Source organism: Actinomadura montaniterrae (genome assembly GCF_008923365.1).
In the GTDB taxonomy this organism is placed as follows: domain Bacteria; phylum Actinomycetota; class Actinomycetes; order Streptosporangiales; family Streptosporangiaceae; genus Spirillospora; species Spirillospora montaniterrae.
Window position 1 is genome coordinate 1 of record NZ_WBMR01000119.1, and the last position, 13496, is coordinate 13496.

A 13496-nucleotide genomic window follows, 5' to 3' on the forward strand; every position below is an offset into this window, starting at 1 on the left:
TCGCGGCGCTGCCGGGCCGGGTGGCCGGGCTCGCGCGGCTGCTGACGCTGCGCCGGTTGCTGCGCGCGGCGCCGGTGGCGGCGGCCGCCGCGGCGGGCGTCGTGATCGGCCGCCGTACCAAGCGCTGACCTAACCAAGCGCTGACCTGCGCGTTCACGCCCCCGGGGCCGTCCGGCGCGACGGTCCCGGGGGCGCGTCATGCCGCTTGACCGGCGCCTGACCGAAACCGGAATGCCCGTTTAGACAGGTCGAGGCGGGTAGAGGGGTGCACGAACGTTTTCCCCCGGACAAGGAGATGACATGACTGGGCCGATCGCCCAGCAGACCTCGGGCACCAGCACCGTGCAGCGCGGCGGCGGTGGCGGCAGCAGCAGCCTCGCCGACGTCGTCGACCTGATCCTGGAGAAGGGTCTGGTCATCGACATCTACGCGCGGGTGTCGCTGGTCGGCATCGAGATCCTCACGGTGGACGTGCGGATCGTGGTCGCCAGCGTCGACACCTATCTGCGGTTCGCCAAGGCGGTGAACCGCCTCGACATCGCCCACGACGGCACCTCGCAGGGCCTGCCGCAGTTCGTGGAGGGCATGCAGGAGTCGGGAGCGAAGAAGAAGACCAGGGGCGCGCTGGAAGGCGCCGGTGAGCGGCTGAAGGAGACCTTCGGCGGCGGCTCCAACGACGACGACGAGGACGAGGACAAGCAGCCCGCGCGGCGCCGGTCGTCCCGCAAGAAGGAGGACGACGAATGACCTCCCCGAACGAACCCGGTGAGGACAAGACCCCCCAGTACGTGTACGGGGTGACGCGTTCCGGCGCGTCCCTGCCCGCCGATGTCGCGGGCCTGGACGACCGGCCGGTGACGCTGGTGGAGGACGGCGGCCGCTGCGCCGCGGTCGTCAGCGACCTGCCGGCGGGCCGCCCGCTGGGCGAGCGCGCCGACCTGGTCGCGCACCAGCGGGTGCTGAACGCGCTGCTGGACGCGGGCCTGGTGGTGCTGCCGTTCCGGTTCGGCGCCGCCCTGTCGGACCGCGGCGCGGTCCGCAAGGAGCTGCTGGAGGGCAACTCCGACCGGCTCGGGCAGGTCATGGACCAGCTGGAGGGCCGGGTGGAGCTGCGGCTGAAGGCCACCTACGTCCAGGACACCGTGCTGCGGGAGATCATGCAGCAGGAGCCGGAGGTCGCGGAGCTGTCGCGGCGGCTGCGGGAGGTCCCCGCGGACGTCGCCGACGCCGTCTACTACGACCAGGTCCGGCTCGGCGAGCTGATCGCGCAGGCGATGGACCGGCGCCGCGAGCACGACGGGCAGGTGCTGCTGGAGGCGGCCGCGCCCGCCGCGGAGGCGTTCGTGCGCAAGACGCCCGCCCGCGAGGAGGACGTCCTGGACGCCTCGTTCCTGGTGCGCGACGACCGCCGCGAGGAGTTCGAGAAGGCCGTGGAGAAGCTCGGCCAGGCCCACACCGAACGGATCCGGCTGCGGCTGATCGGGCCGCTGCCGCCCTACGACTTCGTCCCGGAGGCGTGATGGGGCTGTTCACCGGGCTGGTGACGCTGCCGCTGGCGCCCGTGCGCGGCGTGGTGTGGCTGGCGGAGGTGCTCACCGAGCAGGCCGAGCAGCAGCTGTACGACCCCGGCAGGATCGCCGCGGAGATGCAGCAGGTCGCCGACGAGGTCGCCGCGGGCGAGATCGGCGAGGACGAGGCCGCCGCCCGCGAGGAGGAACTGATCGCCCGCCTGCACGAGGGCCGCGCCCGCGGCCTGTAGCGGCGCGGCGCGTGGAGGGAGGCCAGTGATGATGTCGGCGTCCGAGGCCGCCAAGCGGGCGGCCGAGCACGTGACGGCGATGACCGGGCGCGCCGCCGAGAGCGTCGTCGGGCTCGAGCGGGCCGGCGAGGACGGCTGGCGCGTGTGCGTGGAGGTGGTGGAGACCCACCGCATCCCCGACTCCGCCGACATCCTCGCCATCTACGACACCGAGGTCGACGCGGACGGCGAACTGGTGTCCTACCGGCGCGTCCGCCGGTACCCGCGCGGACGAGTGGAGAGGGACTGAGGACCATTGAGCGAGATCTCCTGGACCGGGTCGCGGGGCCCCGCCAAGTCGATGGCGGGGGAGCGGCAGTCGGCGAACCTGGCCGACCTGCTGGAGCGGATCCTGGACAAGGGCATCGTGATCGTCGGCGACGTCCGGGTGAACCTGCTGGACATCGAGCTGCTGACGATCAAGCTGCGGCTGCTGGTGGCCTCGGTCGACCGCGCCCGGGAGATGGGCATCGACTGGTGGGAGCACGACCCGTCGCTGTCGTCCAAGGCGCGCACCGGCCACTCCGGCGGGGACGGGCGCGTGGACGGCGCCGCGGACCGCGAGCTGCTGGAGGAGAACCGGCGGCTGCGCGAGCGGCTCGCCGCCCTGGAGGCCGGCGACGGCGCCGCCGCTGCCGCCGACACCCAGCGTTCCGGCGATTCCGAGCGTTCCGGGGCACGCCGCACCGAAGGAAAGGAGGCCGGATCGTGACCGACAGGGCGACCGACCCGGTGACCGGCCAGGGCACCGCCGCCGGTGACGGCCTCGCCGTCTACCTGTACGGGGTGGCGCGGGGACTGGACCCGGCCGCGCTGGACGGCGTCGCCGGCGTGGGCGGCGCGCCCGTGCGGACCGTCCCGTCCGGGACGCTGACCGCGCTGGTCAGCACCGTGCCGCTGGAGGAGTACGGCGAGGCGGCGCTGCGGGAGAACCTGGAGGACCTGGCGTGGCTGGAGGCGACCGCCCGCGCCCACCACGACGTGGTGGACCTGGCCGCGCACGCCGCGCCGACCGCGCCGGTGCGGATCGCCACCCTCTACCGCGACGACGCGCGGGTCGCGCAGGTGCTCGCCGAGCAGGGCGAGGCGTTCGCGCGGGCGCTGGACCGGGTGGCCGGCCGCGCCGAGTGGGGCATCAAGGCCTACGCGCACCGCGAGGCCCTCGAACCCGCCGAACCTCCCGAGCCCGAGTCGGCGCCAGCGCCGGGGGCGGGGTCGGCCGGGGCGGGGACGGCGTACCTGCGGCGCCGCCAGGACGAGCGGCGGCGCCGCGCCGACGCGGGCCGCAAGGTCGGCGAGCAGGCGGCGGCGATCCACGACCGTCTCGCCGAGCTCGCGGTCGCCGCCCGCCATCACCCGCCGCAGGACCCCAAGCTGTCCGGCCGGGCAGGCGTGCAGATCCTCAACGCCGCCTACCTGCTGGAGGAGGGCGACGCGGCGGCGTTCGCGGAGGCGGCGCGGGCGGCGGGGGAGCGGTGCCCGGGCATCGAGGTGGAGGTGACGGGGCCCTGGCCGCCGTACTCCTTCATCGACACCACCGACCCCGCGGCCGAGCCCGAGGGGGCGGGCCGGTGACGGCCGTCCTGGACACCGGCCGCGACGTCCCGATGGAGCGGGTCGCGCTGGTCGACCTGCTGGACCGGCTGCTGGCCGGCGGCGTGATGATCGCCGGTGACCTGGTCATCTCCATCGCCGAGGTGGACCTGGTGCGGGTGTCGCTGCGCGCGCTGGTCACCTCCGTCCGCGACGAGCTGCTGCGCGGCGACGAGCTGCTGCGCGAGGAGGAACCGTGAACCCCACGCCCCGCGACCCCCGCCCCGGCGACGGCCCCGGCGACGCGACCCGGCCGTGCCGCGGTAGGGAGCGCGCACCGGTGTCGGGCGAGGTGTCGGTGCGCGACCCCGCCGCCGGCGACCCGCTCACCGACGACATCCTCGCCGGCCGCACCGGCGGCGCGTCCGCCGCCGCGCCGGTCCGCGCGACCCGCGCGTCCGCGCACGCCGACGCGCTGCGGGAACGGTCGTCGCGGACGATGCAGCGGCTGCGCACCGACCCCGAGACCGTCGAGCGGGACCTGGTGAAGCTGGTGCTGACGCTGGTGGAGCTGATCCGGCAGCTGATGGAGCGGCAGGCGCTGCGCCGCGCGGAGGGCGGCGACCTCACCGACGAGCAGATCGAGCGGCTCGGCCTGGCGCTGATGCGGCTGGACGAGGCGATGACCCGGCTGAAGGACCACTTCGACCTGGAGGACGGCGACCTGAACCTCGACCTCGGCCCGCTGGGCCCGCTGCTGCCCGAGTGACCCGAGCGACCCCGCCGGAGCCCGCCGCCGTCGCGGCGGGCTCCGATCACGCTCGGCGCGCCGGCTCGCCGTCCGGCCGTTCGCGCGGCTCGCCGGGGTTGACGGCGGTGCCTTTGAAGAAGGTGTAGTGGAACGTGCCGCCGTCGGCGGCGGTGCGTTCGAGGTCGGCGATGCCGCGGTCGAACTCCTCGGCCGTGGTGAGGCCCGCGGCGACCGCGTCGTCGCGGACGGCCCGCACCATCGCGGTGAAGGTGTTGCGGGTGAACCCCTCCACCAGCGCCGGGCGGCTCTGGTCGGCGTACACGGTGCGGGGCCGCACCTCGACCTGCCGGTATCCGGCGGCGGTCAGCAGGGGGTGCAGGCGGCGGCCGATGAGCGCGTCGCCGCCCGCGGCGGCCTGCAGCCGGACCTGGTGGCCGATCGCGGCGCGGGCGGCGGCGCTGTCGGGGTGGAAGAACGCCGACCCGTGGTCGCCCTCGATGACGGTGAGGGTGCCGCCGGGCCGCAGGACCCGCCGCAGCCCGGCGAGCGCGGCGGCCGGGTCGCGCAGGTGCTCCAGCACGAAGCAGACGAACAGGTGGTCGAACGCGCCGCCGGGGAACGGCAGGTCGTGCAGGTCGGCCCGCAGCCACCGCACCCGCGCTCCGGGGAACCGGGCCGAGACCCGCTCGCGGGCCTGCGCGAGGGACACGGCGGATACGTCCACGGCGGTCAGGTCGACGCCGGGGGAGGACTCCAGCAGGTGGACGGTCTGGGCGCCGACGCCGCAGCCGACCTCCAGGACGCGGGCGCCCGGCGGGTAGGCGGTGCCAGGCTGCCCGCCGGCAGGGCCGTGCAGCAGCGCGGCGAGGGTGTCGGCCTGGTCGCCGAGCCGCCGGGACTCGTGCGCCGAATATCCGTGAACGTAGCCGGAGACGTGGCCGGGCGTCTGGCCGGGTGCTGGGCCGGAGGGGAGTCCGGGAGCGGTCGCTGTTTCCATGGGCCCACCGTGCCGCCACAATGGCCTGATGCACAGGTCCAATGGCGGCGCGTCCGACCAGTCCATAACGGGGTCGGACTTCCTGCAGCTCGACACCGCCGAGGCACCGCCGGGCGGCCTGGCCGCCTGGCTCGCCCGGCGGCTGCGCGAGGCGATCGGCGACGGCCGCCTGCCCGTCGGCAGCCGGCTGCCCGCCACCCGCGTCCTGGCCGCGGACCTGCGGGTCTCCCGCGGCGTGGTCACCGACGCCTACCAGCGGCTCATCGACGACGGCCACGTCGCCGGCCGCGGTCGCGCCGGCACCATCGTCGTCGCCGCGCCCCTCACCGCCCCGCCGCCCCCGCCCGGCCGCGCCCCCGAGCGGCCCCAGCAGGCCGAGACGCCAGAGCCGCCGCAAACGGTGTTCCCGGGCCGGCCCGGGGCGGATGCGTTCGACGTCCTGCGCGCCGCACCCGCCCGCATCGACCTGTCACCCGGCGTCCCCGACCTGGCCGCCTTCCCCCGCGCCGCGTGGCTGCGCGCCGAACGCCGCGTCCTGTCCACGCTGGCCGCACCGTCCTTCGGCTACGGCGACCCGCGCGGCACCCCCGCCCTGCGCACCGCCGTCGCCGGCTGGCTGGCCCGCAACCGCGGCATCCGCGCCGACCCCGCCGACATCGTGGTCGTCGCCGGCACCGCCCAGGCCCTCGGCCTGCTCTCCCAGGTGCTGCGCGCCGCCGGCGTCGGCGCCGTCGCCGTCGAGGACCCCGGCTCCCTGGGCACCCGCCAGCACCTGGAGCACTGGGGCATGCGCACCCCGCCCGTCCCCGTCGACGACCGCGGCGCCCGCGTCGACGCCCTGCGCCGCACCGGCGCCCCCGCCGTCCTGCTCACCCCCGCCCACCAGTTCCCGACCGGCACCGTCCTGCACGGCGCCCGCCGCCGCGCGCTGATGGACTGGGCCGCCGCCGGCGGCCTGATCATCGAGGACGACTACGACGCCGAGCACCGCTACGACCGGCCGCCCGTCCCCGCCCTGCGCGCCATGCTCGCCGACCGCGTCTTCTACGCCGGCAGCGTCTCCAAGCTGCTGGCGCCCGCGCTGCGCACCGGCTGGGTCCTCGCCCCGCCCCGCCACCGCGACGCGCTCGTGGACGCCAAGCGCTTCGCCGACCTCGGCAACGCCGCGCTGCCCCAGCTCGTGCTCGCCGACCTGATGGAGTCGGGGGAGATGGAGCGGCAGTTGCGGACGCTGCGCCGCCGCCACCGCGCCCGCCGCGACACGATGATCGCCGCGATCCGCGCGCGGCTGCCCGGCGCGGTCGTACACGGCGCCGCCGCCGGCCTGCACCTGCTCGTCACCTTCCCCGAGCGTCCCGGCCTGCGCGACGCCGACCTGGCCGCCGCCGCCCTCGCACGCGGCGTGAAGACCCAGCCGCTGTCCTGGCACGCCCAGCGGCCCGGGCCGCCCGGCCTCGTCCTCGGCTACGCCGCCACCGCCCCGTCGGCCATCGACGACGGCGTCACCGCGATCGCCGCTGCCCTCCGCGACCTCACCTGACCTCAGCTCGCACCCCGGCTCGGCGCGGGTCAGGCGGCCAGGAGCTCGGCGTCCCACAGATCCCGGTACGGGCCCGGCACCGCCACCAGCTCGTCGTGACGGCCCCGCTGCACCACCCGGCCGCGGTCCATCACCACCACCTCGTCCGCCGCGCCCAGCGCCGCCAGCCGGTGCGTGACCAGCAGCAGCGTCCCGCCGCCCGGCGCCGCCAGCAGATCCCGGGTCACCGCGTCGGCCGTCACCGGATCCAGCGCCTCCGCCGGCTCGTCCAGCACCAGCACCGGCGGATCGGCCAGCAGCGCCCGCGCCAGCAGCAGCCGCTGCCGCTGCCCGCCCGACAACCCGTGCCCGCCCGTCCCGACCGGCGTGTCCCACCCGCCCGGCAGCGCCTCCACCACCTCCAGGAACCGCGCCCGCCGCGCCGCCGCCTCCAGCTCGCCCTCGCTCGCGTCCGGACGCGCCAGCAGCAGGTTCGCCCGCACCGACCCGGCGAACACGTGCGCGTCCTGCATCAGCCCCCGCACCGCGCCCCCCGCGTCCCCGGCACCGCGCCCGTCCCCGGCACCGTAAGCCGACGGGTCGTGCCCGCCGATCAGCACCGCACCCGCCGCAGGCGCCACCTCGCCCGCCACCGCCGCCAGCAACGTGCTCTTGCCCGCGCCGCTGGCGCCCACCACCGCGACCCGGCGGCCCCGCTCCACCCGCAGATCCACCCCGTCCAGCGCCGCCCGGCCACCGCCGGCGTACGACACCCGCACACCCAGCAGCTCCACCGCCAGCGGCCCCCGCGGCACCGCCACCGGACGCACCGCACGCGGCGCCGGGGGAGCGGCCAGCACCGACTCCACCCGGCGCACCGCCGGCCGCACCTCCCGCAACCGCTGCGCGGCCGCCGCCAGCGGAAGCACCGACTCCACCGCCACCAGCGCCGACAAACCCGCCACCGCAGCCCCCACCTGGTCCGCACCGCCCCGAAGCGCCGCCCACACCACCGCCGCCACCACGCACCCCTGCACCGCCACACCCGCCCCCGCCACCAGCGCCGACACCCGCGCCGCCGCACGCTCGGCCCGCCGCAGCCCCGCCGCGGCCTCCCCGGCCGCCGCCGCGAACCGCCCGTCCGCACCGAACACCTTCAGATCCGCCGCGCCCTCCAGCACGTCCAGCGCCCGCACCGCCAGCTCCTCGCGCCCCGCCGCGACCCGCGCCGACACCCGGCCGGCCGCACCCGCCGCCGCCACGGCCAGCACCGGCCCCGCCACCAGCACGCCCACCGCCAGCACCACCGCCGCGCCCGGCGCCACCAGCCCGCACACCGCCACGCCCACGACCCCGCACACCACCGCCGCGACCCCCGGCAGCACGCACCGCAGCAGCAGGTCCTGCACCGCCTCCACGTCCGACACCATCCGCGTCAGCGCCCCGCCGTCCCGCAGCCCCGCGCCGTCCCGCAGCCCCGGCTCCGGCCGGCGCCGCGCCGCCAGCGCGTCGAACACCCGTCCCCGCAGCTCCGCCAGCGCCCGCAACGTCGCGTCATGGCCCGCCAGCCGCTCGGCGTACCGCAGCGACCCCTTCGCCAGCGCGAACCCCCGCACCGCCACGATCGCCACCGACAGCACCGCCAGCTCCGGACGCTGCGACGCCCGCGCGATCAGCCACGCCGCCGTCGCGACCAGCGCCAGCCCGCACACCTCCGCCGCCACGCCCGCCAGCGCCGCGACCACCAGCCGCACCGCATGCGGCCGCACCGCGCCCCACAGCCCCTTCACGCCGCCCTGCCTTCCTCGACGACCCCCGCACGACCCGCCGGCTCCGACAGCCGGCCGTCCCGCAGCCGCACCACCCGGTCCGCCAGCGACAGCAGCGCCGGACGATGCGCCACCACCAGCGCGGTCCGCCCCTCCAGCAGCCGCGCCGCACCCTGCACCAGCGCCCGCTCACTGGCCACGTCCAGCCGCGCCGTCGGCTCGTCCAGCAGCATCACCGGACCGCCCGCCAGATACGCCCGCGCCACCGCCAGCCGCTGCCGCTGACCCGCCGACACCCCCGCACCGCCCTCGCCCAGCACCGTCGCATACCCCCGCGGCATCGCCGCGACGAACCCGTCGGCGACCGCCGCCCGCGCCGCCTCCACCACCCGGTCCCGCCCCGCGGACGGATCACCGAGCCGGATGTTGTCGGCCACCGACGCCGCGAACAGATGCGGACGCTGCGGCACCCACCCCAGGCGCCGCCGCCACGCCACCGGATCCAGCTCCGCGAGATCCACCCCGTCGACCAGCACCCGCCCCGACACCGGAGCCACCAACCCCGCCACCACCAGCAGCAACGTCGACTTCCCCGCACCCGACGGCCCCGTCACCGCGACCCGCTCACCCGCCCCGATCCGCAGCGACACCTCCTCCAGCGCCGCCCGCTCCGCACCCGGATACCGCACCGTCACCCGATCCAGCACGATCTCCGGCACACCCTCGCCCACCACGACCCGCCCCGCCGGCCGCTCCGGCGGCGCGTCCAGCACCGCGAACGCCTCCTGCGCCGCCGCCACCCCCTCCGCGCTGGCATGGAACCGCGCGCCCAGCGCACGCAACGGCAGATACGCCTCCGGCGTCAGCACCAGCACCAGCAGCCCCGTCGACAGCACCATCCCGCCCTCCAGCAGCCGCAACCCCACCGGCACCGCCACCAAAGCCACCGACAACGCGCACACCAGCTCCAGCACCAGCGACGACAGGAACGCCACCCGCAGCGCCCCCGTCGTCGCCCGCCGATGCTCCTCCGCCAGCGCCCGCACCACCCGCGACTGATGACCCGTCCGCCCGAACGCCCGCAACGTCGACAGCCCCGCCACCACGTCCCGGAAATGCCCGCCGAGCCGATGCAGCGACGCCCACTGCCGCCCCGTCAACGCCGCCGTCCGCAACCCCACCAGCGCACCGAACACCGGCACCAGCGGCAACGTCACCAGCACCACCACCGCCGACGCCCAGTCCGCCGCCACCAGCCGCGCCACCACCAGTGGCGGCACCACGCACGCCGCCAGCAACTGCGGCACGTACCCGGTGAAGAACGGGTCCACCGCGTCCAGGCCCCGCGTCAGCAACGTCACCCGCGCCCCCGCGTCCACCGCACCGCCCGCCAGCAGCGCCTCCCGCAACCCCTCCTTCACCCCGGCCGCCGCACGCCCCGCCACCAGCGACGACACCCACGCCAGCACCGCCCGGCCCGCCACCGCCGCCACCAGCCACGGCAGCAACCCCGCGTCCAGGCCCGCCACCCCCCGCGCCAGCAGACCCGCCGCCACCACCAGCAGCACACCCTGACCCGCCGCCAGCACACCCAACCCCGCCAGCACCCGCCGGGGGACCAGCCCCAGCAGGCGCCGCTCCACACCCTTCACCTCGACCCCCCCCGCTCACAGGTAGGAGGGGGAGTCCACACGCCCCCAGAACGTCCGCCACACCAGCGCCTGCGACGCCGCCAGCAACGGCAGCAGCACCACCGCACCCACCACCGTCAACGACAACCCGCCGCCCAGCGCCACCACCTCCGACCACGGCAGCCGCAACCCCGCCGCCGCCAACGCCACCACCAGCACCAGCGCCGACACCCCGTACCGGCCACGACCCCGCTCAGCCCGCACCGCCAGATCACCCGACAACCGCAACCGCGCGAACCCCGCACCATGCCACGCGAACAGCACCACCAGCGGCAACCCCAGAACGCTCCCCGCGTTCAACCCCCCGCCGCCCAGCACCGACCCCAGCAGCGACGCCCACGCCAACCCCAGCGCCCAGCTCCCCGCCACCACCGCGCCGTCGCACACCGTCCGCCACCCCGACGCGTCCACCCGGCCCCGCAGCCACAGCCCCATGTCCCGCACGACCCACCCGACCAGCAGCGCCGCCGCCACCGGATACAGATCCGCCAGCAGCCGGTGCTCCAACCCCGGGAACGCCCCCGCCACCAGACCCGCCGACGCCACCAGCCACACCTCGTTCCCGAGGAAGAACGGCGCGAACGACGCGATCACCACCCGCCGCTCCCGCTGATCCCGCCCCAGCCACGGCAGCAGCATCCCCACCCCGATGTCCGCACCCGCCAGCACCAGATACCCGCCGGCGAACACCGCCAGCAGCACGACCGCCAGAGACTCCATCACGCACACTCCCGTCCCACCGTTGAGAAACCCGCACCGACACGAAACCGAGGATCAGAACGTCGCCGACACCGCCGGAGCCGACGGCGCCACCGGGGGAGCGGCCCCCAGCGCCGCCCCGTCCGGCCCCCGCCGCGCGAACCGCGCCAGCAACCACGCGTTCACCCCCACCAGCACCGCGAACAGCGCCGTGAACGCCACGAACGACACCGCGATCGTCCCCGAACCCACCCCCGGCGACAGCGCGTCCCGCGTCTTCAGCACCCCGTACACCATCCACGGCTGCCGCCCCACCTCACGGAACACCCAGCCCGACAGCATCGCCACGTAGGGGAGCGGCACCGCGCAGATCATCACCACGTGGAACACCCGGCCCCGCACCAGCCACCGCCCCGACCACACCTTCACCAGCGCCGCCAGCGCCAGAAGCAGCATCAACGACCACAGCCCGGTCATCACCCCCTCACCGACGCCCGCCAGCCCCGGCGCCATGTAGTCGCCCGGACCGAACCGCGCCGTGAAGTCCGCCACCGCCGCCGCCGCGTCATCACCACCGGTCTTCGTCGGCTGCAGGTACTGGTACTGCATCCCCCCGACGACCACCACCGGCATCACCGCCGCCATCACCGTGACCAGCCCCATCCGCATCGAACGCCGGAAGAACTCCACCTCCGCCGTCCGCCGCAGCAGGTGGTAGCCGCTCACCCCCGCCATGAAGAACCCCGCCGTCAGCAGCCCCCCGAACAGCACGTGCGCGAACGCCAGCAGCGCCGTCGGATTGGCCAGCAGCGCCCCGACGTCCGTCAGCCGCGCCGCCCCGTCCCGCATCTCGTAACCCACCGGACGCTGCAACCAGCCGTTGGCCACCAGCACGAAATACGCCGACAGATACGCCGTCAGCGTCACCACCCAGATCAACCCCAGATGCACCCACCGGTTCAGCCGATCCCACCCGAAGATCCACAACCCCAGGAACGTCGACTCGACGAAGAACGCCGCGATCGTCTCCAGCGCGAGCGGCGCCCCGAACACCCCGCCCGTCATCCGCGACATCCCCGCCCAGTTCAGACCGAACTGGAACTCCATCACCAGCCCCGTGACGATCCCCACCGCGTAATTCACCACGTACAGCTGGCCCCAGAACCGCGTCATCCGCGCATGCACCGCACTCCCGGACAGCGTCGCCCGCGTCTGCATCAACGCCACCAGCGTCGCCAGCCCCAGCGTCAGCGCCACGAACAGGAAATGCGAGCCGGCCGTCAACGCGAACTGCACCCGAGCCAGCATCAGCGGATCCATCAGCACAACCCCCACGAACGATCGGCGGAAACCACGACCCGATCATCCGGCCCGGCACCCCCTCCGCGGATCCTGCGCAAGCCCCGAACCGCACTGCGCGTTTCGCGTACCGGACCCCCGCCCCCTACAACCCCGGATGTACACCGCCGCCGCGCCTACTCCCAACGGAGAAGCCCGCCCTAGCCTCCTCCTAGCCCCGCCGACCCACCGCCCACACCACCACGCCCACCACCCCGAACGGCACCGCCACCACCGCCATCAGCACCCCCGGCCCCGCCCACGCCGACCCCAGCGCATACCCGCCGAACACCACCATGGACACCGCCTCCGTCCCGAACCCCGCCAGCGACGTCACCGTCGCCCGCGCCCCGTCACCCACCCGCTCCTGCAACCGCGCGTCCACCGCCGCGACCGACCACCGGAACGCCCCGAACGCCACCGCCACCAGCGGCACACCCCACACCGACTGACCCACCGACCCAGCCGCGAGCAGCACCGCACCCGCCCCCAGCACCGGCCCCAGCAGCCGCACACCCCGCCCCGCCACCCAACCGCCCACCGCGTCACCCACCGTCACCACCAGCACCAGCAACGGCACCCACACCGCCGCCACACCCGTCGACCGCACCAGCAACGGCACGTACTCGTCCACCGACGTCACCCCCGTCACCACCGCCGCCAGCACCAACGCACCCCGCACCGCCGGATCACGCCTCACCTGCGCCGCACCGTCCCGCAGCACCCCCACCACCGACAACCCACCGTCCACCCGCCCCACCCGCTCCTCAGGCAAGAACCAGCCGGCCACCGCACACCCCACGCACGCCGCCACGCTCGCCACACCCAGCAACCGGTAACCGCCCACCGCCAGCACCGGCGACGCCACCGCACTCGCCGCCACCACCCCCAGCAGCGCCACCGCCTCCGAACGCCCGATCAACCGCGCGTACGAACCCGCGTCCCCCGACCGCTCGAGCGCCTCGTACACCAGCGCCTGCAACGCCCCCGACCGCAGCGCCGACCCCGCACCCCACAACACGAACCCCGCCGCGAACGCCGGATACGACGGGACGAAGGCCCACAGCCCGAAACCCGCGCCGGCCAGCAGGGGAGCGGCCACCAGCAGCGACCGCCGCGAGAACACGTCCGCCCACAACCCGGCGGGCAGCTCGACGACGAACCCCGTCACCGACCAGACCGCGAACAGCGACGAGATCTGGGCGGCCGACAGCCCGGCCTCGGCGAACAACACCGAATAAACCGGATAGATAAGGATGAAGTCCTCAAGGAAGGCGTAAACGTACAGCCTGCGCGCCAACCCGGACCCGGGGGAGAAGCATCAATATCGCCACGTCATACCGCGACCCTAAGCACCCCGGCACTGTCAGCGCCACCTAATACCCTGCCCCCGGCAACCAC

The 13496-nt window shown here is 75.5% G+C and carries 15 protein-coding genes; 9 read left to right on the forward strand and 6 right to left on the reverse strand.

Annotation, left to right across the window (positions count from 1 at the left end; genetic code table 11):
• Nucleotides 1–300: 300 nt before the first annotated feature.
• From gvpJ to F9B16_RS52970, 8 genes are read left to right on the forward strand one after another with little or no spacing between them, the layout of a single operon-like run.
• Nucleotides 301–747: a gas vesicle protein GvpJ gene (gene gvpJ, locus F9B16_RS31380; RefSeq protein ID WP_151543833.1), complete on the forward strand. Its 447-nt coding sequence runs from the start codon at nt 301–303 to the stop codon at nt 745–747.
• Nucleotides 744–1520 (forward strand): GvpL/GvpF family gas vesicle protein, encoded by a 777-nt coding sequence (locus F9B16_RS31385; protein ID WP_151543834.1) that lies wholly within the window; start codon nt 744–746, stop codon nt 1518–1520. The genes gvpJ and F9B16_RS31385 overlap by 4 nt, the downstream gene beginning before the upstream one ends.
• The gene (locus tag F9B16_RS31390; RefSeq protein WP_151543835.1) at nt 1520–1759 is read left to right on the forward strand and encodes a gas vesicle protein GvpG; all 240 of its coding nucleotides are present in this window, start codon (nt 1520–1522) and stop codon (nt 1757–1759) included. The genes F9B16_RS31385 and F9B16_RS31390 overlap by 1 nt, the downstream gene beginning before the upstream one ends.
• A gap of 28 nt (nt 1760–1787) precedes the next feature.
• A complete protein-coding gene (gvpO, locus tag F9B16_RS31395; RefSeq protein WP_151543836.1) occupies nt 1788–2048 on the forward strand; it encodes a gas vesicle protein GvpO in 261 nt (86 codons plus the stop codon).
• Nucleotides 2049–2054: 6 nt separating this feature from the next.
• On the forward strand, nt 2055–2510 hold the full coding sequence (locus tag F9B16_RS31400; protein ID WP_449699556.1) for a gas vesicle protein: 456 nt from the start codon (nt 2055–2057) through the stop codon (nt 2508–2510).
• Nucleotides 2507–3373: a GvpL/GvpF family gas vesicle protein gene (locus F9B16_RS31405; RefSeq protein WP_225992094.1), complete on the forward strand. Its 867-nt coding sequence runs from the start codon at nt 2507–2509 to the stop codon at nt 3371–3373. Before F9B16_RS31400 ends, F9B16_RS31405 begins: the two co-directional genes overlap by 4 nt.
• Nucleotides 3370–3591: a gas vesicle protein gene (locus F9B16_RS31410; RefSeq protein WP_225992095.1), complete on the forward strand. Its 222-nt coding sequence runs from the start codon at nt 3370–3372 to the stop codon at nt 3589–3591. Before F9B16_RS31405 ends, F9B16_RS31410 begins: the two co-directional genes overlap by 4 nt.
• On the forward strand, nt 3588–4100 hold the full coding sequence (locus F9B16_RS52970; RefSeq protein WP_225992096.1) for a gas vesicle protein K: 513 nt from the start codon (nt 3588–3590) through the stop codon (nt 4098–4100). Before F9B16_RS31410 ends, F9B16_RS52970 begins: the two co-directional genes overlap by 4 nt.
• 46 nt (nt 4101–4146) lie before the next feature.
• Here F9B16_RS52970 and F9B16_RS31420 read toward each other — a convergent pair whose 3' ends face one another.
• Nucleotides 4147–5079 (reverse strand): methyltransferase domain-containing protein, encoded by a 933-nt coding sequence (locus F9B16_RS31420; protein ID WP_151543837.1) that lies wholly within the window; start codon nt 5077–5079, stop codon nt 4147–4149.
• Nucleotides 5080–5107: 28 nt separating this feature from the next.
• Between F9B16_RS31420 and pdxR the strand changes: the two genes are divergently transcribed.
• Complete coding sequence (gene pdxR, locus F9B16_RS31425) at nt 5108–6619, forward strand: MocR-like pyridoxine biosynthesis transcription factor PdxR (protein WP_151543838.1); 1512 nt, start codon at nt 5108–5110, stop codon at nt 6617–6619.
• Between the two features lie 29 nt (nt 6620–6648).
• On the opposite strand, the gene cydC is transcribed toward pdxR, so the two are convergent.
• From cydC to F9B16_RS31450, 5 genes are all read right to left on the reverse strand, one after another.
• A complete protein-coding gene (gene cydC, locus F9B16_RS31430; protein WP_225992097.1) occupies nt 6649–8388 on the reverse strand; it encodes a thiol reductant ABC exporter subunit CydC in 1740 nt (579 codons plus the stop codon).
• Complete coding sequence (gene cydD, locus F9B16_RS31435) at nt 8385–10010, reverse strand: thiol reductant ABC exporter subunit CydD (protein ID WP_225992098.1); 1626 nt, start codon at nt 10008–10010, stop codon at nt 8385–8387. Before cydD ends, cydC begins: the two co-directional genes overlap by 4 nt.
• A 24-nt stretch (nt 10011–10034) precedes the next feature.
• Nucleotides 10035–10778 carry a cytochrome d ubiquinol oxidase subunit II gene (locus F9B16_RS31440; RefSeq protein WP_151543860.1) on the reverse strand — a complete coding sequence of 248 codons (744 nt, stop codon included), beginning with the start codon at nt 10776–10778 and terminating at the stop codon, nt 10035–10037.
• Between the two features lie 54 nt (nt 10779–10832).
• On the reverse strand, nt 10833–12065 hold the full coding sequence (locus F9B16_RS31445; RefSeq protein WP_225992099.1) for a cytochrome ubiquinol oxidase subunit I: 1233 nt from the start codon (nt 12063–12065) through the stop codon (nt 10833–10835).
• A 202-nt stretch (nt 12066–12267) separates the two neighbouring features.
• Entirely contained in the window at nt 12268–13395 is a 1128-nt protein-coding gene (locus F9B16_RS31450; protein WP_151543841.1) for an MFS transporter, read from the reverse strand.
• Nucleotides 13396–13496 lie beyond the last annotated feature (101 nt).

Bases quoted from the DNA above. Each gene is read 5' to 3' on its own strand.
- gvpJ (WP_151543833.1), top strand. From the start codon at position 301: ATGACTGGGCCGATCGCCCAGCAGACCTCGGGCACCAGCACCGTGCAG.
- F9B16_RS31385 (WP_151543834.1), top strand. From the start codon at position 744: ATGACCTCCCCGAACGAACCCGGTGAGGACAAGACCCCCCAGTACGTG.
- F9B16_RS31390 (WP_151543835.1), top strand. From the start codon at position 1,520: ATGGGGCTGTTCACCGGGCTGGTGACGCTGCCGCTGGCGCCCGTGCGC.
- gvpO (WP_151543836.1), top strand. From the start codon at position 1,788: ATGATGTCGGCGTCCGAGGCCGCCAAGCGGGCGGCCGAGCACGTGACG.
- F9B16_RS31420 (WP_151543837.1), bottom strand. From the start codon at position 5,079: ATGGAAACAGCGACCGCTCCCGGACTCCCCTCCGGCCCAGCACCCGGC.
- pdxR (WP_151543838.1), top strand. From the start codon at position 5,108: ATGCACAGGTCCAATGGCGGCGCGTCCGACCAGTCCATAACGGGGTCG.
- F9B16_RS31440 (WP_151543860.1), bottom strand. From the start codon at position 10,778: ATGGAGTCTCTGGCGGTCGTGCTGCTGGCGGTGTTCGCCGGCGGGTAT.
- F9B16_RS31445 (WP_225992099.1), bottom strand. From the start codon at position 12,065: ATGCTGGCTCGGGTGCAGTTCGCGTTGACGGCCGGCTCGCATTTCCTG.